This window comes from Marinobacter zhejiangensis (assembly GCF_900114775.1).
In the GTDB taxonomy this organism is placed as follows: domain Bacteria; phylum Pseudomonadota; class Gammaproteobacteria; order Pseudomonadales; family Oleiphilaceae; genus Marinobacter; species Marinobacter zhejiangensis.
The window spans coordinates 744,155-770,928 of the sequence record NZ_FOUE01000001.1 but is presented as its reverse complement, the minus strand read 5'-3'; the positions used below and the strand labels follow the sequence as shown (position 1 = coordinate 770,928).

Sequence of the window (26,774 nt, the reverse complement as noted above, 5' to 3'; positions counted from 1 at the left end):
CCGTACAACCACCGGTTCAGGGATTCGTTTAACTCAGAAGGGATAGGCAATGGGCGCGTTACGTTTTATAGCAGGTGGGTTGGCACTGACCCTGACGATGGTGGCCAGTGCCGATGAAGTGATCGTCGATGACCTCATCGTCCAAAGCAGCATGTGCGTGGGAGCGGACTGTGTCGATGGCGAAGACTTCGACTTCGATACGCTGCGACTGAAATCACCCACCCCGCAAATCCACTTCTGGGATACCAGCAATTCTGCCAGTTTTCCCTCGGAAGACTGGAGCATGGGCATCACCGACGGCGGCATGGCATCACGGACCTCGTTCTTTATTCGCAGTGAAACGGCCAGCCAGGACGTCCTGGTGATCTCGCCGGACGGCGATGTCGCCCTGGGCACTGGTGCCGAACTGGTTGAAGGCGCTGTTTCGGTGGGTAACCTGGGCAGTGAACGGCGTGTCAGCCACGTCGCGGATGCCGTCAACGACACCGACGCGGTCAACCTGCGCCAGTTCGAGGCATTCCAGACAACCGCCGAGGCAGCGACACAACAGGACATTGAGGCACTGAACAACCGCCTGGACGGTTTTGAGGCCCGGATGGCCGCGTTGCTGGATCGCCTGGATCGTGTTGCGGATAAAGTCGCACAGACACAGGCCATCGACCAGGACGGTGACCCATGGCACTGACACGCACCCTGGCGGTAACGATGGTGCTGGCGCTTGGCGCCCCAGCTTCCGCAGACGTGATCAAGGCTGACGATGTTGTGGTACAGGGCAACCAGTGCCTTGGCATTGACTGCGTAAACGGCGAAGCCTTCACCGACCACAGCCTGGTGCTCAAGGAAAACAACCTGCGCATTCGCTGGCTGGATACTTCCGCCACCACCGAGACCGTTCGCCACGACCGGGAAAATGGCTACCTCGACGGCGAGCTGGGCAATTCCTGGCGCGTTGATGCTAACGAGTCGGCCAATGGTGGTGATAGCCGGTTCTACATCCAGCTCTATGGCACCGAAAAAGTGGCGGTCATCAGTGACGGCACCGCGCCGGATTACGATTGCAGTGACCCATTTAACCCCGTTGTCGTCGGAACCATCCCGGCCGGGCAGCAGGCGGAAGCCGCAAATTGCGCTCCCTTGACCGATTACGCCCGGCTCACCGGCGTCGAACTGTCCAGTACCGCCAACGGGGGCGTGTCCATTGGGGGTGACAGCGAGCTGGCGGATGGCGAAGTCAGCGTCGGCAGCAACACGGTCCTGCGTCGCCTGGCCCAGATCGCTAACGCCATCGCCCAGACCGATGTGGTCATCAAGTCCCAGATGGAAGCCAGCCTGATCACCGAACAGCAGGCCACGGCCGATGATATTGAATCAATGCTGGACGACATCGAATCCCAGGTCGCAGCACTCGAACGTCAGGCGTTTGCCCCCCATAGAACCAATAATGGCGGCGGCGGAGCAGGCCACTGGCTGGTCCTCGGCCTGCTGCCACTGTTGTGGTTCCGCAAACGGCGCCGGTAGCCCTTTCCCAGGGCTGTCCGGGACCTGTCCCACGCACAGGCCCAACACCTGCTTTGCGCAATCCGATATACTGTTGAGCCCTCGGCCCTGATCTTCGGGCCGAGGGCAGTCAACGCCGGAACGAACAACAAACCGGGCAACGGGCCACTTTTCAGGAGCGCGCAATGAGCGACACCATCACCAATACCTTTCACCACACTCTCCCCAACGCCGATGGCTACTTTGGCGAGTACGGTGGCAGCTTTATTCCAGACCAGCTCAAGGCGGTGATGGACGAGATCACCGAGGCCTACCTGGAGATCCGTGAAGACCCTGAATTCCGCCGCGAACTGGCTGAGCTCTACAGCCATTACGTTGGCCGTCCCAGCCCGGTGTTCCACGCCAAGAACCTCAGCCGCAAGTTCGGTGCCGACATTTTCCTCAAGCGGGAAGATCTGAACCACACCGGTGCCCACAAGATCAACCACTGCCTGGGTGAAGCCCTGCTCGCCAAGAAGATGGGCAAGAAGAAGTTAATTGCCGAAACCGGTGCCGGTCAGCATGGTGTGGCACTGGCGACCGCCGCTGCGCTGGTGGGCCTGGAGTGCGATATCTACATGGGTGAAGTGGATATCAAAAAAGAGCACCCCAATGTGGTGCGTATGGCGATCCTCGGCGCCAAGGTCATTCCCGCCACTCATGGCCGCAAGACGCTTAAAGAAGCCGTCGATGCGGCGTTCGAAGCCTACCTGAAAGACCCCATTACCCAACTCTACGCCATCGGTTCCGTGGTCGGGCCCCATCCGTTCCCAATGATGGTGCGGGATTTCCAGTCCATCATCGGTAACGAAGCCCGTACCCAGATGCAGACACAGACCGGCAAACTGCCGGATAACGTGGTGGCCTGTGTCGGTGGCGGCTCCAATGCCATGGGCATTTTCTCCGCATTCCTTGATGATCCGTCCGTCAAGCTTTGGGGCGTTGAACCCGCTGGCCGGGATCTGAACACCGAGGGTGAACACGCGGCCACCATGACCAAAGGCGAGCCGGGCATCATGCATGGCTTTAAGTCGTACATGCTGAAAGATGCCGACGGCGAACCGCAGGAAGTCTACTCCGTGGCCAGTGGCCTGGACTACCCCTCCGTCGGGCCCCAGCACAGCTTCCTCAAGGACAGTGGCCGGGTCAGCTACGACGCCATCAACGACCAGGAAGCCATCGACGCGTTCTTCGAGCTGTCCCGCTCCGAGGGCATCATCCCGGCCATCGAGTCGTCACACGCGGTCGCCTACGCCCTGAAACTGGCCAAGGCTCACCCGGGTGAAAGCATCCTGGTGAACCTGTCCGGACGTGGCGACAAGGACATCGACTTCGTGGTCGAGCACTACGGCGACGCCTATGGCGTCAACCTCGCCAACTAAACCGCGGCTTCACGCAGGGTGCGGGCGGCCGCCACCATGTTCTCCAGGGCTGGTACCACTTCCTGCCAGCCCCGGGTTTTCAGGCCGCAATCCGGGTTGATCCACAGCCGTTCCGCGGGAATCCGCTGGGCGGCCTTGGTCATCAACCCGACAATCTCATCGTGGCTGGGGATGTTCGGCGAATGGATGTCGTACACCCCTGGCCCGATGTCATTGGGATACTGGAAGCGGTCGAATGCCGCCAGCAGCTCCATATCCGACCGTGACGTTTCGATGGTAATGACGTCTGCATCCATCCGGGTAATGGCCTCGATGATGTCATTGAACTCCGAATAACACATGTGGGTGTGGATCTGGGTCGTATCCGCCACACCATTGGCCGCCAGACGGAAGGCATCCACCGCCCAGTCCAGGTAGTCCTGCCACTGCGACCGCTTCAACGGCAAACCTTCCCGCAAGGCGGCCTCGTCGATCTGGATGATGTTCACCCCGGCCCGTTCCAGGTCCAGCACTTCATCACGGATCGCCAGGGCGAGCTGGATACAGGTGACCGAGCGTGGCTGGTCATCGCGGACAAAGGACCAGTTGAGCATGGTGACCGGACCGGTGAGCATGCCCTTGACTGGCTTGTCGGTGAGCGCCTGTGCATAACGAATCCAGTCCACGGTCATCGCATTCGGGCGCTGAATATCACCATACAGGATCGGCGGCTTGACGCAGCGGGAGCCGTAGGACTGGACCCAGCCAAACTGGCTGAAGGCATAGCCGTCCAGCTGTTCGCCAAAGTACTCCACCATGTCGTTTCGTTCCGCCTCACCATGGACCAGTACGTCCAGCCCCAGCGCTTCCTGCTCGCGGATACAGCGGGCAATCTCGTGCTGGATGCAGGCCTGGTAGCGGCGCTCGTCCAGCTCGTCCTGACGGTAGCGGCGACGAATCTGACGGATATCACCGGTCTGAGGGAAGGAACCGATGGTGGTGGTTGGGTATGGCGGCAGGCTGAGCCGATCCTGCTGCAGGCGGATACGCTCGGAAAACACACTCTGCCGTTGACCCCAGCGCCCATCCACCGACTGCAAACGGGCCTTGACCGCCGCCCGGTTGACCCGGTCCGACTCACGGCGGCTACGCAGCGCCTCGGCGTTGGCCGCCAACACTTCCTGCACCGCGTCCCGGCCCTGGTTCAGCGCCGTCGCCAGCGTCGTTAACTCATCCAGCTTCTGGCGGGCGAAGGCCAGCCATTGCCGGATCTCCGGATCGATCCGTTGTTCCGAATCGAGATCCACCGGTACGTGCAGCAGGGAACAGGTGGGGGCCAGCCACAATCGGTCACCCAGCTTTTGTTGCAGCGGCTCCAGCTGATTGAGCAGGGCATTGAGATCACTCTTCCAGATGTTACGACCGTTGATCACCCCCAGCGACAGCACCCGTTCGTCCGGGAGTTGATTAGCCAGGCGCTCAACGTGGTCGAGGTTGGCCAAGGCGTCCAGGTGCAAACCGTCGACCGACAGGGTCCGGGCCAGTTCAAGGTTATCCGCCAAGCGGCCGAAGTAGGTGGTCAGCAGCTTCTTCGGCCCCACCCCGGCAAGAGCCTTGTAGGCCAGGTGGAAGGCCCGCTGCCAGGCTTCCGGCAGTTCGGTGACCAGAATCGGTTCGTCCACCTGCACCCACTCCACACCCGCCTGGCCGATTGCCTGGAGCAAGTCCGCATACACCGGCAGCAGGTTATCCAGCAGCGCTAATGGATCACTGCCATCCTTGGCCTTACCCAGCCAAAGATAGGTAAGCGGCCCAATAATCACCGGCTTGACCGGTACATCCTGCTTCTGGGCCTCTTCAATCTGGGCCAGCAGACGTGCCGGATTGAGGGTGAAGGTGGTGTCGGCGGAGAACTCTGGCACGATGTAGTGGTAGTTGGTATCGAACCACTTGGTCAGCTCGCCGGCAGCCACCACCCGCTCACTGGAATCTGCCGGAGCCCGGCCGCGGGCGGTACGGAAATAGGCGGTCAGTTCATCGCCGCCCAGCTCCCGCACCCGAGGCGGCAGGTTGCCCAGGGTCACGCTCATATCGAGGATCTGATCGTACAGCGAGAAATCCCCCACTGGCTGCCAGTCCAGGCCGGCCTGCAACTGCCAGTGGTCTTTCCGCAGGCCGCCAGCCAGCGTCAGTAGCTCATCGGCAGACAGACCGCCGCGCCAATGGTCTTCCAGTGCAAATTTCAGCTCTCGCCGCGCGCCAATGCGCGGGAAACCCAGGTTGTGTGTAATTGCCATGATCCATCCATCCCGTTGAAAAGGGGTTATTGAAGATGGAAATCAGGTTAGGGTTTTTAATCGATGAAAAATAATGGTAATTAGTCATCAATCAATGAATAAAATTCATCGGAATGGAGGCCTGGCACCCGATGCTGGAACGATCTCACCTGGCAATCCTCAGGGAAGTGGACCGCTGTGGCACACTGACAGACGCCGCCGAACGACTGTGCCTGACCCAGTCCGCCCTCAGCCACGCCATCAAGAAACTGGAACAGCAGCTGGGCACAACAGTGTGGGTGAAGGAGGGGCGGCAGCTACGGCTCACCCGCGCCGGCCACTACCTGCTGGGACTGGCCAACCGGCTGCTGCCCCAGTTCGAGCATGCCGAGGTGCTGATGCAGCAGTACGCCGCCGGCCAGCGCGGTACCCTGCGCATCGGGATGGAATGCCACCCCTGCTACCAGTGGCTGTTGAAAACGGTCACTCCGTTCCTGGCGGCCTGGCCGGATGTGGACGTGGATGTGAAGCAGGCCTTCCAGTTTGGCGGCATGGCGGCGCTGTTTGGCTACGACATTGATGTACTGATCACCCCGGACCCGCTGTTCAAGGACGGCATTGCCTTCACCCCGGTGTTTGACTACGAACAGGTGCTGGTGGTGGGCAACGGCCACCCGTTGGCCTCAAAAGGCCGGGTGCTGCCTGAGCAACTGGCCTCGGAAACCCTGATCAGCTACCCGGTCGAGATCGACCGGCTGGACGTCTTCAACCAGTTCCTGCTGCCGGCCGGATGCAGCCCGAAACAGCACAAGACCCTGGAAACCACCGACATCATCATGCAGATGGTGGCGGCGGGCCGCGGCGTGGCCGCGTTCCCCAACTGGCTGGTGGATGAATACCGGCACAAAGTGCCGGTCACCCCCCTGCGCCTGGGCGCACAGGGCATCCAGAAGCAGATTCATGTTGGCGTCCGCGCCGACGACAATGACCTGGATTTTATCCAGGGGTTCATCGAGATCGCCCATCAGAGCAACAACCTACGCGCCTGAGCCGTCGTGCCGGAATCAGCCGCAGGCTTTGGCGATGAGTGCCTGAAAGGCCCCGCTCACCCGCAGGTAGACATCGCCTGGGCAGGTTGCCAGCGTCCGGCCATCGATCGCTCTGACCGGAATCAACCGGGCCCCGCTCCCGCACAGGAAGCACTCCCGGGCGTTGTAGAGGTCGTAGCCGGTCAGTGACTGCTCACGACAGGGAATGCCTTCCGCCACCGCCAGCTCCATCACCGTTTCCCGGGTAATGCCGCCCAGCGCCCCGTCTTGCAGGGGAGGCGTCAGCAAGTGCGTGCCATCAAAGATAAACAGGTTTTCGGCACTGCATTCGGCCACCTGGCCAAACTGGTTGAGCAGGATCGCTTCATCCACCTTTGCCGCATTGGCCTCGGCCCGGGCGAGGATGGAGTGCAGGTAATTGAGCGTCTTCACCCGCGGGTCCAGGCCAGAGCCCACCATTCGTTTGATGCTGCTGGTGATCAGGGTAATGCCCTGCTGGCGCGCCTCGTCACTGACCAGGGCCAACGGCGAGGCCAGGATGAACACGCTCGGCGACCGACAGTTGGCCGGGTTCAGCCCCAGATCCCCTTCGCCCCGGGTCACCAGGATGCGCAGGTAGCCCTGATCCTGGCCGGAATGGTCGATGCAATCGGCCACCGCTTGCGCCAGGTCGTCCTCGCTGTAGGGAATGTCGATGGCCAACGCCCGCAGTGACCGGCGCAGGCGCTGCAGGTGGCGGTCCAGACGGAAGGGACGACGACCATAGAAGCGCAGGCCCTCGAAGCAGCCATCCCCATAGAGCAGCCCATGGTCAAACACCGACACCACGGCATCAGCCGTACCGACCATCTGGCCGTTTTTCCAGTAAGGAGTGGGGGAAGGGCTGCGGGTTTGTGCTGGTGCGTCCATGGTTGCCTGCCTCGAGTTGGGGAATGAGAGTGAGTGCAATAGAGTACGCCGCGACCTGAGGCAGGCCGAGCGAGAAAGTCTCAGTCAGGGGTGAGAAAAACTCACGTACAGGCCAGGCCCCGTGGAATGGGGTAATCTATCCATCCACACGCTCTATCCACACCATCCAGACACTCGGGAGACGGATCGGCCCATGCGCATTCCTGTTCCACTCAACGCCCTGCGCGCTTTCGAGGCGGCGTCACGACACCTGTCCATCAAGGGCGCGGCGGAAGAACTCGGTGTCACGCCATCGGCGGTGAGTCACCAGATCCGGTCGCTGGAAGATACCCTGGGGGTGGAACTGCTGCGGCGCGTCGGGGCCGGGCTGCAGATGACCGAAGCCGGCCGGCAACTGGCACCGTCGCTCAACCAGGGCTTCCAGCGCATTGCTGAAGGCGTCGCCCAGATGCGGGATCAGCGCCAGTCCGGCCCATTGCGGCTGAACATGTTACCGGCCTTCGCCACCAATTGGCTGTCCCCCAGGCTTCACCGCTACCCATTCGAGCGAGAAGGCTTTTCCCTCGATATCTCCACCACCCAGGACGACGTCGACCTCGCAGCAGGCGCAGCAGATGCCGGCATTTGGTATGGCACCGGACAATGGCCCGGGCTGAATGCCGAGTTGCTGTTCGAGGCCCAAATCGACCTCTACGCCAAACCCGGTTTCGCCACGGGCAGCCACGCTGAACGGGTTGCCAGGATCCAGTCCGCCAATCTGTTTATCTCCCGCCATTGCCTGAACTGGCGACAATGGTTACACAACCTGCCTGGCGGTCCCGTCGAACCGGGCATGATCACTACGGTGGATTCCGGCGGCCTCACCCTGCAAGCGGCGGCCGATGGAGTTGGCGTCACGATTGCGGTATGCGAGCTGGCCCACAGTGCGGTACGGGCCGAACGACTGGAATCGGTGTTCAACAACCCGGTCAATGACGGCGCGGGGTTTTACCTGGTGTACCCGGACGGGCTACGGGAAGACCGACGCTTGGAATTGCTGCGCAAGTGGCTGCACTCGCAGGTATAGCGACACTCCTTTCACAACCGTTGTGCCCGCCATTCACTGGGTGTCACCCCCATCCAGGACTTGAAGGCACGGGTGAAGTTTGCCGGGTCGTTGTAGCCCAGTAATTCACTGATGCGCTGGATTTCCAAGTCGGGATTAGCCAGCAGCTGGCAGCCATCACGGCAGCGAGCTTCTTCCAGCATATCCCGGTAGCTTTGACCCTGATCCTGCAAACGTCGGCGCAGGGTGCGCGGCGTCAGGTGCAACTTGTCCGCCAACTGTTCCGGCGTCGGGTAGCCACCCCCCTCTAACGAAAGCGCCGCGCGGGTCTGCCGGACCACATCGTCCACCGCATCAAGCAGGGCGTTTTCCCGCTCACACTGAGCGATGGCCTGGGCCAGGGCTTCGGGGTTGGCGGTCGGGAGCGGCTGGTCCAGCCAACTGCGGTCGCCCTGTAACACGATCCCTGCCCGAGGCATGTCAAAATGAACGGCCGGCAGTTGCGGTTGCCAACGCTGGAAACCGGCCGGCTCTGCTCCCTGCAGCCAGATTTCGCTGCTGGCCGGCAGCATTGGGAGCACGAACTGCATTCCTCTATACATACTGGTCAACATGGAACTGAACGCCAGGTCCCGAAGCGCTGACGGCATGGGCAATTCCGGCACCAGCTCAAAGAACGGGGCATCATTGGTTTCGGACACCATCAGCAATACGCCTCGGCCCCGAACGTGCCAGAACCGCTCCAAGATGGTGAGTGCCTCCCGAGCTGTCGACGCGCACATCAGGGCATAACCCAAACTGCCGTGGGCAGTCAGGGGCAACCGTAAACCATTCTGGAACCCCAGGGTCGGATCGCCGGTCAGGCAGAGGCTGGCCAGGAGAACCTTCCAGGTTTCCAGCAGAGACAAACGACCGGCGGGGTCATCCAGGATATTGGCGGGGAGGCCCGCGTACCTGAGCACCTGTTCCCGGCTCACGCCATAATCCTGCGCCACCTCCACAAACATGCGGGGATAGGTCACAGGTTGGTTTACCTGGTGCATCCAGGGAGGCTGGACGTCCAGGCCATTCAAGACGTCCAATTCAGACACACTGGCCACCAATGACAAGAGCTTTGTCCACGCAGCATCTCACGCACCAGAAGGACCTACCAGTACTGTAGGGGCCAGACTACAAAAAATGTGAGATTCTCAGGAGTCCTGTCATGAACGCCATCGCAACGATTGCCCGTGCCGCCGGTTCCCGTCTGAAGTCCGCCACACCTGTCGGTATGATTCCCCAGATCCGACGCCCGGAATTCGACTTTTCCAGCGACATGCCCAAATACTGGTGGGACAACAACCCCGCTAAAACACTGCTGCTGGCCGCTCTGTCCTCGGGCTTCCCACCGGGTGAACGGTTCTTTATCGACTCCGTGCGCCATTATCAGGACCGCATCACCGACCCCGAACTGCAACAGGCCATCCGGGGCTTTATCGGCCAGGAGGCCCACCACTCGAAAGAGCACAAGGCGCTGAACGGGTACCTGCAGGAGCAGGGGATCAACCTGCAACGCCTGGAGCGCGAGATCCAGGACTTCATGGACTGGATGCGGGAAAAGTTCACGCCGGAACGTCAGCTGGCCCACACCGTGGCCGTTGAACACTTCACCGCGTTAATGGCCGAGGAGTTCCTCCTCAAGTACGACGCCCTTGACGAGATGGACCCACGCATCGCGCCAATCTGGGCCTGGCATGCCATTGAGGAATCGGAGCACAAGGCGGTCGCCTTTGACGTCTACAAATCCATTGGCGGCAGCGAATGGGTACGTCTGTCGGAAATGCTTGTGGTCAGCGTGGTGTTTCCGGTGTTCACCAGTATTCACCTGACGCAGCTGATGAGAGAAGACGGCCAGCTTTACAACCTGAAAGCCTGGAGCAGCCTGCTGAACTACCTGTGGGGCAAGCCCGGTGTGTTCCGCAAACTGCTGCCGTCTTATTTCAAGTACTACAGCCCCAGCTTCCACCCCTGGAACCATGACGCCCGGGGGCTGGTGGAGAAAGCCAAGAGACGGTGGCTTAGCAAGCTGAACTGAATCAGATCTCCAGTGCTGCCGGCCGGGTTCCGTGCCACACCGGCAGCGCCATGTCTTCCGGCTCCTCGTTGGGGCCGCCGGTTCGGCTCTTGAAAGCACCTTCCTCAATGGGGATCCGATAGAGTGCGGTCGCCTTGCGCTCTTTGGTGTTGGGTTCCCGTACCTGATCCCAGCGACCGGGTTCCAGCTGGTTGATGATCGCTTTGAAGGCCTCATCAAACTCCCCGTTATCCACAACCCGAGCCGCCTGACCGAACAACACCAGGGACTGGTAGTTGGCACTGTGATGGAAGGCCGACTTGCTCATCACCCATTCCTCAGTCACCGCAAAGGAAATGCACAGCTGGTCACCGGCATCCAGTCGTTGCGATAGCCGCCCACCGTTGAGGGTGTGCAAGTAAAGGGTGTCGTCCCGCCGCCATACCGTCATGGGGATGATTCTGGGCTCCCCATCCTCAACGAAGGCCACATGTCCCGTCTTCAGACGGTCTATCAGAGCATAGGCCGGTTCACGCTCATAACTGGCCCGCTTGGCTGCCCGCTTGACCCGACTGCGGGGGCAGCAACTCAATGGCGATGAGGTCTTCGGGATCGTTTCCATGGCTGTCATCAGATACTCCTTGTCGATGTGGGATAGCTCTATTAGAAGCAACATCTGATACCATCGGAAGATCCAGATTATGAATAACCATGGGACCAGTTGGTGGAGCATGCCCGATGATCGACGACATCCGTTTTGAGGGCAGCGCGCCCCTGCAACAACAGCTCTACCAGCAGCTGAGTGCCCGCATCCTTCACCAGCGCTTTCCGCCGGGAAGTCGCTTGCCCGCCAGCCGTCTCCTGGCCGCAGACCTTGGCATCAGCCGCAACACCGTCAATGCGGTTTACGACCAGCTCAAGGCCGAAGGTTTCCTGCAAAGCCGGGCAGGCAAGGGCATCTTTGTCCACGAAGACATCAACCATCGACGCCTGTTTGAGCAACAGGCCGACACCAGCCCCATCGCCAGCGCCGCCCTGCCGCCGTTGCCCGACCCCCGCCTTGGTGCTCCCGCTGGTACACTACGTGCCGATGGTAAAGCCTGCCTGCCGTTCTCGCCTGGGCTTCCGGACCTGGAGGCCTTTCCCATTCGGGCCTGGAACCGGGTCTTGCATCATCAGGAAAGCCGGTTAGCCCTGCGGGGATACGGCGACTTTCAGGGCTATCGCCCCTTGCGCCAGGCAATTGCCAGCTACCTCAGATCGTCCCGCGGCCTGCGTTGCGGCGAACACCAAGTCATTATCACCAATGGCGCCCAGCAGGGGCTGTCCCTGATTGCCGATGTGTTCCTGCAGCCGGGTGACCGGGTGCTGAGCGAAAACCCTGGCTATCGCGGAGCCCGTTATGCCCTTGAACGCCATGGCAGCACCCTGATTCCGGTGCCCCTGAAGCAGCAGGTGCTCGATGTCGAGGCGCTCACCCGCCTCGGACCCGCCAAGCTGTTGTACTGCACCCCAACGCACCAGTACCCCATGGGCGGCATCCTGGATATTTCCCAGCGCATGGCCCTCGTGCAATGGGCCATGCGCAATCAGACCTGGATCATTGAGGACGACTACGACAGTGAGTTCCACTTCTACAATAAGCCCTTTGCTGCCATCCAGGGTATGTTCGACAACGCGCCGGTGCTGTACGTCGGCAGTTTCAGCAAAACCCTGCTACCGGGCTTGCGGGTGGGGTACCTGGTCGTGCCGGAGGCGTTGGTGGAAGCGTTTGTCTGGCATAAACGGATCAGTGGCGGCGAAACCCCGTTGCTGAGCCAGGCGACCATTGCCGAGTTCATGGACAGCGGTCAGTTCAGCCGACACCTGCGGCGAATGCGCCAGCTTTACCGGGACAAATGGTCCCATTTCCAGGCACGGGTTACGGAACACCTCAGCGGACTGGTCACGCCGGTGGCGGAAAGCGCCGGCATGCATCTGGTGCTGGAGGGCGCCTTCGACGATGCCGAGGTCAGCAGCAAGCTGCGCAATCTGGGCTATGGCAGTACCCCGCTCAGTGCTCATTTCATTGGCACCGCTAGCCGCCAGGGATTGGTCATGGGGTTTGCCAGCGCCAACGCGGCGCAAATCGACGGCTGCGTTGAGGCGCTGGCATCAGTGCTTTCGGCAGGCCAGGGCCGCGCCTGAGCGGCAGCCCTGGGGGGTTGCATCAGTCAGAAAGTATCGATCAGCGGGTACCGTTCGCCATCATGTCCTGCACGATTTGCTCAGTATTGAAGTCGACACTTCGCTGCCGCGGGGGGAACTCCTCAAACGATTTGAAAAAGCTCTGTACCACCGCCATGGCCGGTGTCAGCGCCCAGGAGCGGTTTTCCTGCCATTCATCAAAGCCCCGGGCGTCATGGAAGCGCTCGAACGGGTCCAGGTCGAGCCGGGTGATTAACGGGCTGGTCAACCGGTTCTGTACCCCGTTAAACCACTGGTCCTGCTCGGTGAACAAGAACTTCCACTCGCCATAGCGTAATCCATGGAAAGTGGTTTCCGTGAAGAAGAAAAACTCCAGGCGATTGCTCGGTCCGCTTTGGGTCAGGATGGGGGTCTGGTCGTAGCCATCAAGGTGTACCCTGTACTCGGTATCACCGATGTCCAGCCCCTCCAGCAGGTCCTCCTTGAGATCCGGTTGGCCAAGCTGGGCCATGATGGTGGGCACCCAGTCTTCCATGGTCATGAGTTCACCGGTGGTGGTATCCGCCGGAATCAGTCCCGGCCACCTCACCAGCATCGGCACCTTGAAGCCACCTTCGTAACCTCCCACGCCTTTCTCACCCCGGAACGGATGATTTCCGCCGTCAGGCCAGCTATTCGAAGCAGCCCCGTTGTCGGTAGAGAACATAACGACGGTGTTATCGTCCACCCCCAGTTCTTCCAGCAGGTTCAGCAGCTCCCCAACATCGTCGTCCATTTCCTTCATGCCATCGGCATAGAGGCCAAGGCCGGTGACACCGTCGTAATCCTCGTTGAGGTTGGTGCGGTAGTGCATGCGAGTGGTGTTGTGCCAGACAAAGAAGGGCTTGTCCGCAGCCACCGCTTCGCGGATGAAGCGTTCCGACTGCTCCAACACCTCCTGGTCGAGGTTACGCTGGCGCTCACGACCAAAGCCCCCCAAGTCCTCAATCTCCTGACCACCATCTCCGGTGGCACGGGCATGAATCACTCCGCGCTGGCCAAGACCCGCCTTCGCCATGGCCTCTGTAGGGTAGTCCTCCTGTTCTTCGTACTCACCGGCATTCAGGTGGTAGAGGATACCGAAGAATTCATCGAAACCATGGTTGGTCGGCAGGTGTTCGTCGCGGTCACCCAGGTGGTTCTTGCCAAACTGGCCGGTCGCGTAGCCCAGCGGTTTGAGCATTTCAGCCAGTGTCGGGTCCTCTTCCTGAAGACCAATGTCCGAGCCCGGAAGGCCAACTGTCGACAAACCCAACCGCAGCGGGTACTGGCCGGTGATGAAGGCCCCACGGCCAGCAGTACAGGATGCCTGGGCGTAGTGGTCCATAAAGGTCATACCACCAGCAGCAATGCGGTCAATGTTGGGGGTTTCGCCCCCCATCATGCCCCGGTGGTAGGCACTGATGTTCCACATGCCGACATCATCACCCCAGATAATCAGAATGTTCGGCCGCTCTGCGGCCTGAGCCAGACTTGCGCCCAGGGTCAGGGTGGCCAATAGCAGTGTCTTCCATATTTGAGTCATCACACCCATCCTTGATTTCGGATTCAAGAACTAGCAAGTATAGTCCATAGCCACCAAACGCAATTCAAATCAAAAGGTTGACGGCCGACGGCAGGTCTCCCCGTACGCCTAGCGGCTGACCAGCTTGCCGGCGTAGCGCTTGGCTCCAGCCCATAGAAAATCCCCGGTATCGCTGAGCGAGGCTTTTCTCATGGCCCGGAGGGTTTGTCCCCGGCTGCGCAGCTTACTCTGGTGGTGAGCCGTCATATCCAGTTTGGCCAAGGCCTCCGCCGCCTCGAAGGCCGCCGTGTGCACGTCTTCCGGCGCCACCACCTGGTCCAGGAAGCCGGCAGCAACAGCGGACTCCGGGGTGAAGGTTTCGGCCAACAGAACCGCACGGGTGAAATGCGCCGGGTTCAGCCGTTGCTGGCAGATCGCCACGGCGGCTTTTGGCATGGTCATGCCGATGGCCACTTCGTTGGTGGCAACTTTGAAGTCACCAGCCACCCCGATCCTGTAGTCGCTGGAGAGCAGCACAAACGCCCCCATCGCCATCGCATGGCCCGTGCAGGCCACCACCACCGGGGTAGGGAACGACATCAACCGAAGCGCCAGGTCAAAGCCACCCCGCAGCATGGCGATCGCATCTGTTCCACCTCGCTTGAGTACCTTGAGGTCGAAACCGGCGCTGAAGATCCCCTCACGTCCCTGCAGCAGAACTACCGCCTGCTCCTGTTCAGCTCGGTCCAACGCCTCGCTGAGCGCGGTTAACATAACCGGGGACAAGGCATTGGATTTGCCATCGTCCAGTGTAATAACCGCGACTGAGCCTTTCCGCTCATAATTCACAGGCTTGTTCGTCATTCACCCCCCTTATCGGCACCAAATCCACAGATCCACCATTGAGTAGTCATAATGGCTGGCGTTGGCCCTCCAGTCCAACTTAGTAGACAAAGTGACCAGTTAGCTTTTCAATCTATTTGATTTCAATTGGTTACAGGGATTTCCAGCTCCAGACAACATGGGCACAATGGCACCATTTTGGGGCGCCAATCACCGCCTGCCCACCATGGACATCTGGAGCAAGACGTACCAATGGACCAGTTCGACAAAGCCAAGATCATTCACTTCGATCGCCACAATACCGACAGCATCCGCCAGGCGCTGCAGCATTACCAGCAACTGCTGGACGACGAGCAGGCCTTCGCCGGCGACGAGTTCTATCGCCATTTCGACGTGGCCTTCATGGACACCAGCGGTGGTGAGCCGGTTTTGCTGAAGCCGAATGAAGTCCGTTATGGCGAATTGGTGGTCGACGCCGTCAGCCTGACCCCGGACGGCCCGTTCACCATGGACGAGCTCTGTTCACGGGACGACTACTACCTGTCCGAGCCGGTCCTGTTTGCCCTGGCGCTGGAACACGACTGCCTTAAAGACGACGTACGCAACACCGCCCAGGCCATCGTCAACCACGCCCGCCGCTGCAACGACACCAACGATATGTGGCTGGACGACATGCGGGTGTTCGGTGCCGAAGCGTTGTATGTGATGGCCCGTCTGGACAGCCCCGATGCGGTCTACCTGGCCCAGTTCTTCATTCCTTACTGGGACGATGAGCACTGCACGGGCTACGAAAACATGCTGTTTTCGCTGATCAGGCACTACGGCTGGTGCGACGACATGATCAAGGCCTTTGTCTGGTGCGACAGCGAGGCCTTCCGCTTTGGTTTCTACGGCTGCTCCTGGGAAAGCTCAAAGGCTCAGTACCAACCCCTCGGCGACTATCTGAAGGCCAACCCGGACGTCTACCCTCGGTTCCAGCAACTCATTCGCGAACGCTTTGCCGCCCAACCGATGCTGGCGCAATACGACGACGAGGATGATCTGGAGAAGGCCAACCCGGTACTGTGGATTTACCGCACCCTGTTCCCGGAGTTCGCCAATCCCGACGAGGCCGATGAAGAAGCCCTGCTGGGTCAGCTCTTCATCCACGACACCCTCGAGAACGAGGCGATGGACCTGCAAGACCTGGTGCAAGGCGCCCTGGGCAGACCGCTGATGACGATCTCGGAAAAGGCCCGTCGCAAGCAGGCGGAGTACGAGGCCTACGAAGACCGTCAACTCAAGCTGCAACGCTTCCTGGGCGGCATCAACATGGTCAACGAATTCCTCCGCAGTTTTGAGGAAGGCCAGGCCCTGATCCACTACACCCGCACCGGCGAAGGGCGCGATGTGTTGGAACGCCTGCCGGACATCAACTTGTGGTCCTACAGCAAGACCCACGCGCCCACCCTGTACGATGTCATCGACAGTGCCTGCTGGAACCGAGGCAGTCACGACAACCTGCTGGAGAACCTGCACGAGGTGCTGGAATACCCCGCCCACGACCTGTTGCACAAGGGCGAGTACCTGGAGACCGAGTTTGAGAACGGCATGATTTCCCGGGTCCGGGTTATCCCCGACCAGGACCGCGTACGCGACGTGATCAACGCCGGTATCATGGTGCGGATCGTGGAGATCTTCCACCACCTGCTGGGAAAGCAACCGCTGTCGGAGGAAGTCTGCGCACTGCTCACCGAGCACGAGGATTACCACCCCGTCCTTACCCGGGAAGGCTTCCTCGCTCGCTTTGATCCCGACGGTAATGTGCCGGCCCAGGAGGATTCCAGCCTCAGTCGCCGCGAACAGCGCCAGCTTGCCGAGGCCCTCGGCGAGTTCGAAGATATGGACGAGCACATCCACCGGGACCTGCTGGAACAGGTCAACGCCAGTTTCACCCGCCGCGAGCTGATCGACTTCAACTATTGGCCGGAACCCAGCCTGGGCACCGATTGTCTTGCCGCCTACCTGCTCTACAAAGACTTCCACAACCGTGTCGGCGATGCTCATACCCAGGCCCTGCACAGCCGCCTGCAGGACGGTGTATTCCAGCGCGCCCTGACACTGATGCTGCGACGGGCAGAAGTTCCGGGAGAAGGCCGAGACGAGTCAGTGGGCTTCAGCCCGGAGGACATGGTGCAGATCCGCAACTACTTCACCGAGGCAGAAGCCGAGCTGGACCAGGCAGCGATGATTGCCCTGCTGAACCAGCACCTGCACCGGGACGATGTTTGCCGTCGTGCCGACCGCTATTTCCCCAAACTGGGCGAACAGCAGATCAGCTATCACTTCCTGTGTGACTTCGATGACGACTACCAGCGGGTAGTGTTGATCTGTTTCTGGTTGAAGCAGCTGCCTCTGCCGGAGGGACCGATTGCCGGACGACTGTGGCAGATGCTGGTGGCTATGGCGCCCACCAAGGTGATCCGCCACCTCAGCCGACTCTACAGCATCGACGACTACCGCGTGGAATTCGAAGACGTGCTGCAGGAAATCGAATTCTACGAACTGATGAACCGTCACGGCATCGACCAGGCCTACACCGATGCTTTTCAGGTTGAGCGGCTGCGCTACAACAGCGAACGGATCGGCGCCTACCACGGCCTGGTGGAACGTATCGGCGACCTCGCCAACGACGACCGCAGTATGTTCGGGGCCGCCGACCGTCGCCGCGCAGAGGCATTACTGCGGGGCATCGAGCACATTCCGGAGTCTATCCGAATCGACTACCTCAACCATGGCGCCCTGTTGTTCCCGGAACAGGGCTTCCTCGGCGAGCAGCATTTCCGCCGGGCGCTGGACATTTTCATCCAGCTCAACAGCCATGGCCGGGAAGAGGTGCTGGCCCAGCACTTCAGATCCGCGTTGCTGTACAAAGGCACCCGCGAACCGCTGCCTAAAAGCCTCCAGTTACCTGTCAGACTGGCCGGCCCCGAGGCCTTGCAGCTGTTCAGTTGCGAGGACTTTGACTGGATCGATGCGACCCTGCTGCAAAGACAAGGGGATGAACTGGTGCTGCTGCGTGGCGAGTGGCAGGACGTGCCGACCGCGGAGCAGTTGGGGCAGTCCGGACACCTGATCGTGTTCGATGACAGCATCGAGGGTGCCACCCTGCTGGAATCCCTGGACTCGCTACCGCCTCGTCAGGAACGGGATCAACGGCTCAGCAATGACCTGTGGGCCTATCTGAACGGTGACATGAGCTACGATGACATTGCCGTGCGGTTCCATGCCTGTCTGTCACCCGAGCTGGACCCGGACCTGGACGAGTTCCGCACTTACACACTGGCCCAGTTCCTCTGGTGTATCGACGCCGAACGTCGTGAACGCCTGGTGCGTCTGCTGGCCAACCACAGTTACAGCGGCTACAAGGTAATCCACGGGGAAGTGAAGGCAGGCTACCTGGACCAGCAGGTGCGGGAGGGCAAGATGGACCTGATGGCCCGCCTCGACGAAAGCGAGGACGACCACGAGTCCGCCGCCTTCAACTGGTTGATGAGCTGGTTGAGGGAACTGCCCATCAACCGCTTGCACCTGGTTCTGTTCGCCATCGACTACCCCTATTGGGAGACGGAGCGGTTCCTGGAAGACATGGCCAACTCCGGTGAACTCAAACCGTTGCTGGCACAGATCAACGCCGATAAACGGGCGACGCTGGTGGATATTCTGGGTAGACGCTCGCTGTCTGGTCATTTGTTGGCGGTGTTCGACAACGACCGGTCACGGCAAGTGAAGGATCGGGTGAAGGCGGTGCGGGGGTATTAATTGCCCCCGACGCTGCACCACCTCCAGGTATCATTTATTAATACCATGAGCACCTGCAGATGCGACTTTTAAGCGACTGCTGGGTAAAAGGCTCACCCTGTGCTTGAATGGACCTGCCGACAACGGCACGGTCCAGACACACACCCAAGGAAAGGCCCCTGACCCATGAGCAAGACGCTAAGGACACATTACGAAAACGTGGACCTGACCCCAGGCCAGGGTAAGGGCAGTGCCGCGCTGTCCATTGGCATCGGCTTTCTGTCGCTGCTGGGAGCATTCTGCTTCCTGTGGCCAGAGCTCTTCACCACCCCGGAGTTTCGTGGCTTCTACGACAGCCAGGCCCTGACACTGATTCTTCAGGCCAGCATCGCCATCAGCTTCGGCTTTGGTTTTTATTCCATCATGCGGCATCAGTCGATGGGGTTCGGGCTGACCGGCATGTTGCTGGCGACCGGCGCTGCGCTGGTGGGGTCCGGGCAGATCGAAGCCCCCGGCATCGACACCCGTAACCTGTATGTGGGCCTGGATTACTTCATCCTTACCCTGGTGATCCTGGCGCTGGTGTTCATCCCGCTTGAGCGAGCCTTCCCCAAAGACCCGCAGCAGAAGGTCCTGCGCAAGGGCTGGGTCACCGACCTCAAATACTTTATGGTCAGCCACCTGGGTATCCAGCTGATCAGTTTCTTCACCATCATCCCGATCCAGGTCTACCTGCACCAGGCGTCCGAGTGGGAGCTACAACAATGGGTTTCTGCCCAGCCGATCTGGCTGCAGTTCATTGCAATCCTGCTGGTGGTGGATTTCGGCACCTACTGGATTCACCGGGCCATGCACGAGATTCCGGCGTTGTGGAAAATTCATGCGGTGCACCATTCCACCGAACAGATGGACTGGCTGGCGTCGTCCCGACTGCACATCTTCGAAATCCTGGCCAACCGGTTCGCAGGTTATCTGCCGATCTTTATCCTCGGGTTCGCGCCGTCGGCGGTCTACGCCTACCTGGTGTTTGTGTCGTTCCATGCGATCTTCATTCACGCCAATGTTCGCTTCCGCTTTCCGGTCCTGCGTTGGATCCTGGCCACACCAGAGTTCCACCACTGGCACCATTCCTCTGAGGACGAAGCCGTCGACAAGAACTACGCTGGGTTCCTGCCGGTTTACGACGTGCTGTTCCGGACCTCGTATATGCCATCAACCGTTGCCAGTCGCTACGGCACCCGCTCAAACGATGTGCCGGAAGGGCTTGTTGGCCAGTTTCTGTACCCTTTCCGTCAATGGAAGAGCAAAATGGAATAAATATATCGAAATATATTCCTTTTGGTGATAACCCCTTTTCGGTATAAGGTCGCGCCAGACGACTAAAAATATGAACAGGGGTTCACGATGTTCCAGCGACACCTTCTTGCCTTTGGTCTTTTGGCCATAACGCCTGTGTCAGCACTGGCCACCAACGGTTATTTCCAGCACGGCTATGGCACCATCAGCGCAGGTATGGGGGGAACCGGCACGGCCTTTTCCCAAGACAGCATCGCTGCCGCCACCAACCCGGCAGGCATGGCATTTGTGGGAAGCCGGCTCGACGGCGGCCTCGAAGTGTTCTCCCCTCGCCGGGAATACAGTGTGGAGGGCAGTAACCCCACCCCGCCAGCAGGAACGCTGTACCTGCAGCCAGGCACCTATGAAAGTCACCGTAACGGCTTCCTGATTCCCCACTTCGGGTACAACCGGCAAGTCTCCGACACCGTCGCTCTTGGCCTCACTATCTACGCCAATGGCGGCATGAATACCGAGTATCCCGACACCAATGGCGGCCCTTTCTACGACGGCCATACCGGCGTCAACCTGGAGCAGGTGTTTATTGCGCCCACCTGGTCCTGGAAGTTTGCCGACAATCAGGCGATCGGTTTCTCGCCCGTCATTGCCTATCAACGGTTCGAGGCCAAGGGGCTCGGTAATTTCGCCGCGTTCTCTTCCGACCCCACAGCGCTGACAGATCGCGGCGTGGACGATGCCTGGGGCTACGGTTTCCAGATCGGCTGGCAGGGCGAACTGACAGATACCCTGCGGGCCGGCGCGAGCTGGCGCTCAATCTTGGAGATGGACACCTTCGACAAGTACAAGGGACTGTTCGCTGAGCAGGGGGCTTTCGACATTCCCCAGCTGTTCAATGCCGGAATCGCCTGGTCAGGTCTCAAGAACCAGTGGTGGCTGCTGGAAGTTCAGCACCTCCGCTTTGATGAGATTAACAGCGTTGGCAATCCGCTCCTGCCCAACCTGATGACGGCTCCGCTGGGAGACGAGAACGGCGCAGGGTTTGGCTGGGACGCCTCAACCGTTGTCAAACTTGGCTGGCAATGGCAGCAAAACGAGGCCCAGGCATGGCGAGCGGGCGCCAGTTATGGCAAACAGCCGATTCCGGATTCCGAAGTTCTGTTCAACATTCTCGCCCCAGGCGTCCAGGAGTGGCACTTCACCGCCGGCTTTACTCGCCAGGTGAGCACACAGCTGGACCTGTCCGGCACCCTGTTCTATTCACCACCCAAGCACGTCAAAGGTCCCAACCCGCTGGGCCCCGGTCAGGAAATCGAACTGACTATGTACCAGTTGGGCGCCATGGCCTCTCTGGGCTGGTCTTTCTGACAGAGACCGGCATACCGAGACACTGTCCCAGCCGGCAACGAACCATCCCACCGGCTGGGACAGAGCACACCAACAGCACAAGCTACTGTTCACGCACCCCCAGCCTGTCCAGGTAATGGCGAAGTTCCACCTCGCCGATATCGATGTACTCCTGCACACGCCCATAAACCATCGCTGACGGCACCGAACGGCCACCCAATTCTTTCTGGGCTTCACTGAGCACGTAGAGGATGATTCTCTCGGTGCGGGTCAGGCCGTCGCGTACATCCGGTATGGTGTCGAGCATGACTCTTGGATCCATAAACGCTGCTACCCTATCGACTCTGTGTGTCGCATCTTATTGGACCGGATCAGCAACACGTGCATCAACACCATACCAATAAATAGTGTTTCCGGCCGGAAACAACCATCATGTAACGACAGAAAACGCCCGGCGAATGATCATTCAACTCCCAGGGACAAGGGCCCAGCCATGATCCACCACTACTCCATCCCCGTTGCCGACACTGTACACGTGGCCGAGGTCATGGCACACCTGTTCAACGGTACCATCACCCGGTTCGGGCCTTACCACGACTCCTACATCGTCTGGTTTGGTGACGAACACGGTTCTGCCATTGAGCTCTACCCCGCCGGTACCGAAATGGTTCCCGGGGGTGAGGGCAGCCAGGCAGACTTTGTCCACAATACGACGCATACCGGGTTCACAAGTACCCACGCCGCGATATCGATCCAGAGGTCAAGGCAGGAAATCTTCGAGGTGGCCCGTCAGGAAGGATGGCGGGCTCTGGAGCTGCCACGGGGTGGCTTTAACGTTATCGAGTTCTGGATCGAGAACAAAGTCATGATTGAGTTGCTGACGCCCGATATGGCCAACGACTATCTGGCCATAACCCGGAAATTCAGGACCAAACCCTAACCATTAGCGGAACGGCTACCGGGCTGACCCGCATGATAGGGGACAATTGCTTTTTGCAACGATACACTGACACCCGTTCTGGCAAGATCACGAAGACCAAAGGAATACACGACGTTCGCAGGAAGCCTTTATGAAGGGAGTTTTTTCGGAAGGAATCGATGTTAACAAGCTGGACACATCGCCGTTCAAGGTTCGACATTCACTTCTGGGGCATCAGGCCCTTGAGCTGGAATCCCTGACAGAAACGCTTCTGCGACTTCCCCGGAGCCATGTCAGGTATTCAAACCGCCAACTGAAGACCGCCGATAACTTTGAAGCGACCTTCAGGAAGGATCACGGCAACTGCTCGCTGGAGACCACCCTGCGAGACATGCTCTTCTCCGACTCGCTGATTATGGTGAACTCTCCGGAAATTGACCCCGCGTTCAAACCTCTATACGAGGAAATCATCGAGAGTGTGGCTGGGCTGGTTTCGGAGAAAGACCGCAAGAAACGGATTCTCATGCCCACGCTGTATCTGTTTATTGCATCGCCAAACAGCGTCACGCCGTTCCATATTGACCGCTATTCCACCTTTCTCTTCCAGTTCAGGGGTTCGAAAGAGGTGGGAGTGGCAAAGCCCTGGGATACGCGGGTTGTCTCAGGCCCGGATTGTGAGGCTTACGTATCCTACGCCAACACCAAACTGCCCTGGAGCGACGACCGCAAAGAGCTGTTTGAACGCTACCAGTTCAGCCCGGGCGAGGCGCTGCACATTCCTTTCGTATCCGGTCATTTTGTCAAGAACGGCCCGGAAGACATCTCGATCTCCATGTCCATTATTTTCAACACGGAAACCACCATGATGTGGCGCCGGGCCCTCAACTTTAACCACCGGGCCAGGAAGCTGTTAAAGCCTTTGAACCTGACCCCCGCACCCGTAGGGCTGAACCGCTTCAGGGACCAGAGCAAGGCCCTGTTATGGCAATCGTGGTTGCGGGCCAGGGGAAATGCGTGAAGGTAGGCTGAACCTCCTTGACCGTGACCCCCGTCACATTTGCCAATGCCTGAACGGATGCATAAGACTAGTGTTGCTAGCAGACACCGCCAGCCACGGGCCGGAAACCAAAATAACTATAAGAAGTAACCAGAGATGACGGTCGACGCGCTTCCCCTAAGTCACAACAGCAACCGCTTTTTGAAAACCATCGTTGGGTGGTATGCCCTGACTCGTGAGCCTTATGACCTGGGCCCATTTCCCACCCGTCGCGAAGCTGATGAGGCCCTGGTCCGGCACATCAGAGTCCACCGGGGAATCAACACGCGATCAGCGATCCCCGGCAACCCAGAAGTGTACGTGCACGATTCCACAAGCTGTGCCAAACAAAACTGTGGCCGGTGCGCCGAGGTTCTAGGCCTGTTCCTGTGGCCGCCACAAGCTTGCTGAAGAGTCAGAAAGCCAGACAGGTCGCCGGTTGACAACCCGACATCTACGCCCGGGCCTCCAAATGCGCTTTCAGATTGCGGAGGGCCAATAGGGACATCGCTTTCATCCGCGACTTGAGAAACGGGGCAAAGAGCCGGTTAGCACCCTGGGCCTCGTAAGTCAGGGTCCGGATAAACCGTACGCCGGTCTCAGACGGCTCGAACCGGTAATCGATCTGCAACCAGCCCCCGGACATTTCCCCCTCCACCAGCCAATGGTGACCAGGTTCCACCGTTACCACCTTATAGTGGGTTTTTCGACGCAAGGTCAGTGGCAGGGGCGACAGCGGCTGCAGCTCAATGACTTCATCAAAGCAATCCCCCTCAGACAGCGTCTCAACCACAGCCTTGGCCGATTTCGAGTTGGGATGCCACTCATGCCATAGCCAGGGCTGGGTGACATAGCCAAACAACTCGGCGGGGGTACAGGCGATTTCGATGTCATTACGGATTTCGTCTTTCACAGGTGCACGCTCCTCCCATGAGGTCATTGTTATTGTTAGGCACAAAAAAACCCGAACAGCCTTTCAGTCATTCGGGTTTTATCGGTCAGCAATCAAATGCTGTCAATACATTCACTCAACAGAAGCGCGAGCTCCTGCAAGGATGGCATTGAAAGTTTCGCTCGGCTGCATGACGGAGCTCACCAGCTGCTCTGGCGCGTGGTAGTAGCCGCCGATTTCTGCCGGGTGACCCTGGATAACACTCATTTCGTCCAGGATCTTGTCCTTGTTGGCTTCAACCTGCTCGGAAATCTTGGCGAAGTAGGCCTTCAGTTCCGCATCTTCGTCCTGCTTGGCCAGTGCCTCGGCCCAGTAACGCGCCAGGTGGAAGTGGCTGCCACGGTTGTCGAGCTCACCGGTTACACGGGATGGGGACTGGTTGTTCTCCAGCAGACGCTCGGTGGCCTTGTCCAGAGTCTGGCCGAGCAGACGGGCGCGGGCGTTGTTTTCTTTCTCGCCCAGTTCGTCCAGGGAAACCGCAATGGCCAGGAATTCACCCAGGGAGTCCCAACGCAGGTGGTTCTCTTCCAGCAACTGCTGGACGTGCTTGGGCGCAGAACCGCCCGCACCGGTTTCGTACAGGCCACCACCGGCCAGCAGCGGAACGATGGAAAGCATCTTGGCGCTGGTGCCCAGTTCCAGGATCGGGAACAGGTCGGTGAGGTAGTCACGCAGAACGTTTCCGGTCACGGAAATGGTATCGAGACCGCGAATCAGACGCTCCATGGTCCAGCGAATGGCGCGCACCGGGCTCTTGATCAGGATATCCAGGCCTTCGGTGTCATGATCCTTCAGGTACAGTTCCACCTTCTGGATCAACTGGGCATCGTGGGCACGTTCGTCGTCCAGCCAGAACAGAGCCGGCATGCCACTGGCGCGGGCGCGATTAACCGCCAGTTTGACCCAGTCACGGATCGGCTCGTCTTTGGTCTGGCAAGCGCGCCAAATGTCGCCTTCCTCAACCTTATGCTCGGTCAGTACACGACCATCGGCATCGACAACGCGCATGACGCCGTCTTCGGTCATCTCGAAAGTCTTGTCGTGGGAGCCGTACTCTTCAGCCTTCTGGGCCATCAGGCCAACGTTGGGAACGGTACCCATGGTGGTCGGGTCGAAGGCGCCGTGGGTCTTACAGAAGTTGATGACTTCCTGATAGATGGTGGCGTAGGTGGACTCTGGCATCACCGCTTTGGTGTCCTTGAGCTTGCCGTCACGGGCCCACATCTTGCCGGAGTTACGGATCATCGCCGGCATGGAGGCATCGACAATCACGTCACTCGGTACGTGCAGGTTGGTGATGCCTTTAACGGAATCCACCATCGCGATTTCAGGGCGGTGCTCGTAGCAGGCATGCAGGTCTTCGTTGATTTGCTCCTGCTTGGACTCCGGCAACAGCTTGATCTTTTCCATGACGCTGGACAGACCGTTGTTCGGGTTCACGCCGATTTCGTCAAACAGGTCGCCGTACTTGTCGAACAGTTCCTTGTAGAAAATTTTCACCGCGTGACCGAACACGATCGGGTGGGAAATCTTCATCATGGTGGCCTTGACGTGCAGGGAGAACATCACGCCGGTCTTTTCGCAGTCGGCAATGACGTCCTCGAAGAACTGGCACAGGGCCTTCTTGCTCATGAACATGGCGTCGAGAACTTCGCCTTCCAGCAACGGCAGGTCCGCCTTCAGGACGGTCTTCTCGCCCTTGGTGTTCTCAAACACGATCTGGGCATTGGTGGCCTTGTCCAGGGTCAGCGACTGCTCACTGGAATAGAAATCGCCACCACGCATGTGGGCAACGTGGGTGCGGGAGGCCGGGCTCCACTCACCCATGGAATGAGGGTGTTTGCGGGCAAATGCCTTCACCGCCGCCGGGGCCCGGCGATCGGAGTTACCTTCCCGCAGGACCGGGTTGACCGCACTGCCCAGTACCTTGGCGTAACGGGCTTTGGCTTCGGCCTCTTTGTCGGTTTCAGGGTGCTCGAGGTACTCAGGCAGGGCATAGCCCTGAGACTGCAATTCCTTGATCGCGGCACGCAGCTGGGGGATGGACGCGCTGATGTTCGGCAGCTTGATGATATTGGCCTGCGGGTCCTTGGTGTACTCGCCCAGTTCAGCCAGGGCATCCGGCACCCGTTGCTCTTCTGTCAGGTAATCCGGGAAGGTCGCCAGGATACGGGCCGCCAGCGAGATATCGCTGGTTTCGAATTCAATGCCGGCCGGCTTGGCGTAAGTTTCCAGGATAGGAAGCAGGGAGTGCGTGGCTAGGGCGGGAGCCTCGTCGGTGAGGGTATACACGATCTTGGATTTTGATGCGGTCATTTTCGTCCTCTGGCTTAATGTTGGAGTTCAGGACGGTCAGGGCCAGACCGGGTGTCTTATGAACGCTCGGCCGGGACAAAGACTGAGTACGAACTTTTCGTGGGCGTATTAAGATACCAGTTTTTACATAAAAAAGACTTAGAAATTAGTATAACAACCTACTTATTGTCCCAAATGGGAGTGACAATCCGGTTAAATCGCCGATTTTTACGAAACTTTCGGAATATTTACGAAAAGGCGGGAACAGTCCCCGCACCAATACCAAGCATAGGCACTGGTACGGGGCATGTCATGCTCAGGAAGAGGGCAGCAGTCTGACTGCAGACAGA

Annotated in this window: 22 protein-coding genes; 13 read left to right on the top strand and 9 right to left on the bottom strand. The window is 59.4% G+C overall.

The features are described 5' to 3' along the window. Nucleotides 1–49: 49 nt before the first annotated feature. The 3 genes from BMZ67_RS03405 (at nucleotide 50) to trpB (ending at nucleotide 2,918) form a co-directional block, all read left to right on the top strand. Nucleotides 50–685, top strand: a complete 636-nt coding sequence (locus BMZ67_RS03405) for a hypothetical protein (protein ID WP_092020488.1) — start codon at nucleotides 50–52, stop codon at nucleotides 683–685. Further along, nucleotides 676–1,518 (top strand): hypothetical protein, encoded by an 843-nt coding sequence (locus BMZ67_RS03400; RefSeq protein ID WP_092020487.1) that lies wholly within the window; start codon nucleotides 676–678, stop codon nucleotides 1,516–1,518. The genes BMZ67_RS03405 and BMZ67_RS03400 overlap by 10 nt, the downstream gene beginning before the upstream one ends. Before the next feature lie 164 nt (nucleotides 1,519–1,682). Further along, nucleotides 1,683–2,918, top strand: coding sequence for a tryptophan synthase subunit beta (gene trpB / locus BMZ67_RS03395; RefSeq protein WP_217642447.1), 1,236 nt, complete (start codon nucleotides 1,683–1,685; stop codon nucleotides 2,916–2,918). Here the strand turns inward: trpB and metE are convergent. Next, nucleotides 2,915–5,194, bottom strand: coding sequence for a 5-methyltetrahydropteroyltriglutamate--homocysteine S-methyltransferase (gene metE, locus BMZ67_RS03390; RefSeq protein WP_092020486.1), 2,280 nt, complete (start codon nucleotides 5,192–5,194; stop codon nucleotides 2,915–2,917). The two genes, trpB and metE, sit on opposite strands and share 4 nt — an antisense overlap. 131 nt (nucleotides 5,195–5,325) lie before the next feature. Here metE and BMZ67_RS03385 point away from each other — a divergent pair, with 131 nt between their 5' ends. Beyond that, nucleotides 5,326–6,222 (top strand): LysR family transcriptional regulator, encoded by an 897-nt coding sequence (locus BMZ67_RS03385; protein ID WP_092020915.1) that lies wholly within the window; start codon nucleotides 5,326–5,328, stop codon nucleotides 6,220–6,222. A gap of 15 nt (nucleotides 6,223–6,237) precedes the next feature. Here BMZ67_RS03385 and BMZ67_RS03380 read toward each other — a convergent pair whose 3' ends face one another. After that, nucleotides 6,238–7,131 carry an aminotransferase class IV gene (locus tag BMZ67_RS03380; RefSeq protein WP_092020485.1) on the bottom strand — a complete coding sequence of 298 codons (894 nt, stop codon included), beginning with the start codon at nucleotides 7,129–7,131 and terminating at the stop codon, nucleotides 6,238–6,240. 193 nt (nucleotides 7,132–7,324) lie between these two features. On the opposite strand from BMZ67_RS03380, the gene BMZ67_RS03375 reads away from it, so the two are divergent. Then, nucleotides 7,325–8,197, top strand: coding sequence for a LysR substrate-binding domain-containing protein (locus tag BMZ67_RS03375; RefSeq protein ID WP_092020484.1), 873 nt, complete (start codon nucleotides 7,325–7,327; stop codon nucleotides 8,195–8,197). A gap of 11 nt (nucleotides 8,198–8,208) precedes the next feature. Here the strand turns inward: BMZ67_RS03375 and BMZ67_RS03370 are convergent, their stop codons facing one another. Continuing rightward, nucleotides 8,209–9,267: an AraC family transcriptional regulator gene (locus BMZ67_RS03370; protein WP_217642446.1), complete on the bottom strand. Its 1,059-nt coding sequence runs from the start codon at nucleotides 9,265–9,267 to the stop codon at nucleotides 8,209–8,211. 113 nt (nucleotides 9,268–9,380) lie between these two features. Here BMZ67_RS03370 and BMZ67_RS03365 point away from each other — a divergent pair, with 113 nt between their 5' ends. Then, entirely contained in the window at nucleotides 9,381–10,250 is an 870-nt protein-coding gene (locus BMZ67_RS03365; protein ID WP_092020483.1) for a metal-dependent hydrolase, read from the top strand. A 1-nt stretch (nucleotide 10,251) separates the two neighbouring features. Here the strand turns inward: BMZ67_RS03365 and BMZ67_RS03360 are convergent, their stop codons facing one another. After that, the gene (locus BMZ67_RS03360; protein WP_092020482.1) at nucleotides 10,252–10,860 is read right to left on the bottom strand and encodes a pyridoxamine 5'-phosphate oxidase family protein; all 609 of its coding nucleotides are present in this window, start codon (nucleotides 10,858–10,860) and stop codon (nucleotides 10,252–10,254) included. A gap of 107 nt (nucleotides 10,861–10,967) precedes the next feature. On the opposite strand from BMZ67_RS03360, the gene pdxR reads away from it, so the two are divergent. Continuing rightward, the gene (gene pdxR, locus BMZ67_RS03355) at nucleotides 10,968–12,416 is read left to right on the top strand and encodes a MocR-like pyridoxine biosynthesis transcription factor PdxR (RefSeq protein WP_092020481.1); all 1,449 of its coding nucleotides are present in this window, start codon (nucleotides 10,968–10,970) and stop codon (nucleotides 12,414–12,416) included. Nucleotides 12,417–12,456: 40 nt separating this feature from the next. Here the strand turns inward: pdxR and BMZ67_RS03350 are convergent, their stop codons facing one another. Together BMZ67_RS03350 and BMZ67_RS03345 are read right to left on the bottom strand one after the other, a co-directional pair. Next, complete coding sequence (locus BMZ67_RS03350) at nucleotides 12,457–13,980, bottom strand: arylsulfatase (protein ID WP_092020480.1); 1,524 nt, start codon at nucleotides 13,978–13,980, stop codon at nucleotides 12,457–12,459. 108 nt (nucleotides 13,981–14,088) lie between these two features. After that, on the bottom strand, nucleotides 14,089–14,823 hold the full coding sequence (locus tag BMZ67_RS03345; protein WP_092020479.1) for a crotonase/enoyl-CoA hydratase family protein: 735 nt from the start codon (nucleotides 14,821–14,823) through the stop codon (nucleotides 14,089–14,091). Nucleotides 14,824–15,054: 231 nt separating this feature from the next. On the opposite strand from BMZ67_RS03345, the gene BMZ67_RS03340 reads away from it, so the two are divergent. The 3 genes from BMZ67_RS03340 to BMZ67_RS03330 all read left to right on the top strand — a co-directional run bounded on the left by BMZ67_RS03340 (nucleotide 15,055) and on the right by BMZ67_RS03330 (nucleotide 21,243). Beyond that, a complete protein-coding gene (locus tag BMZ67_RS03340; RefSeq protein ID WP_092020478.1) occupies nucleotides 15,055–18,603 on the top strand; it encodes a hypothetical protein in 3,549 nt (1,182 codons plus the stop codon). A 165-nt stretch (nucleotides 18,604–18,768) separates the two neighbouring features. Then, nucleotides 18,769–19,899 carry a sterol desaturase family protein gene (locus BMZ67_RS03335; protein WP_092020477.1) on the top strand — a complete coding sequence of 377 codons (1,131 nt, stop codon included), beginning with the start codon at nucleotides 18,769–18,771 and terminating at the stop codon, nucleotides 19,897–19,899. Between the two features lie 87 nt (nucleotides 19,900–19,986). Next, entirely contained in the window at nucleotides 19,987–21,243 is a 1,257-nt protein-coding gene (locus tag BMZ67_RS03330; RefSeq protein WP_092020476.1) for an OmpP1/FadL family transporter, read from the top strand. Between the two features lie 82 nt (nucleotides 21,244–21,325). Here BMZ67_RS03330 and BMZ67_RS03325 read toward each other — a convergent pair whose 3' ends face one another. Further along, the gene (locus BMZ67_RS03325; protein ID WP_092020475.1) at nucleotides 21,326–21,544 is read right to left on the bottom strand and encodes a hypothetical protein; all 219 of its coding nucleotides are present in this window, start codon (nucleotides 21,542–21,544) and stop codon (nucleotides 21,326–21,328) included. Nucleotides 21,545–21,715: 171 nt separating this feature from the next. Here BMZ67_RS03325 and BMZ67_RS03320 point away from each other — a divergent pair, with 171 nt between their 5' ends. The 3 genes from BMZ67_RS03320 (at nucleotide 21,716) to BMZ67_RS18810 (ending at nucleotide 23,588) form a co-directional block, all read left to right on the top strand. After that, nucleotides 21,716–22,162 (top strand): hypothetical protein, encoded by a 447-nt coding sequence (locus tag BMZ67_RS03320; RefSeq protein ID WP_092020474.1) that lies wholly within the window; start codon nucleotides 21,716–21,718, stop codon nucleotides 22,160–22,162. Nucleotides 22,163–22,292: 130 nt separating this feature from the next. Continuing rightward, nucleotides 22,293–23,159 (top strand): cupin-like domain-containing protein, encoded by an 867-nt coding sequence (locus BMZ67_RS03315; RefSeq protein ID WP_092020473.1) that lies wholly within the window; start codon nucleotides 22,293–22,295, stop codon nucleotides 23,157–23,159. A 135-nt stretch (nucleotides 23,160–23,294) separates the two neighbouring features. Then, the gene (locus BMZ67_RS18810; protein ID WP_092020472.1) at nucleotides 23,295–23,588 is read left to right on the top strand and encodes a DUF6316 family protein; all 294 of its coding nucleotides are present in this window, start codon (nucleotides 23,295–23,297) and stop codon (nucleotides 23,586–23,588) included. 43 nt (nucleotides 23,589–23,631) lie between these two features. On the opposite strand, the gene BMZ67_RS03305 is transcribed toward BMZ67_RS18810, so the two are convergent. Further along, nucleotides 23,632–24,090, bottom strand: a complete 459-nt coding sequence (locus BMZ67_RS03305) for an SRPBCC family protein (protein WP_175481819.1) — start codon at nucleotides 24,088–24,090, stop codon at nucleotides 23,632–23,634. 111 nt (nucleotides 24,091–24,201) lie between these two features. After that, the gene (locus BMZ67_RS03300) at nucleotides 24,202–26,445 is read right to left on the bottom strand and encodes an NADP-dependent isocitrate dehydrogenase (RefSeq protein ID WP_092020470.1); all 2,244 of its coding nucleotides are present in this window, start codon (nucleotides 26,443–26,445) and stop codon (nucleotides 24,202–24,204) included. Nucleotides 26,446–26,774: the final 329 nt, after the last annotated feature.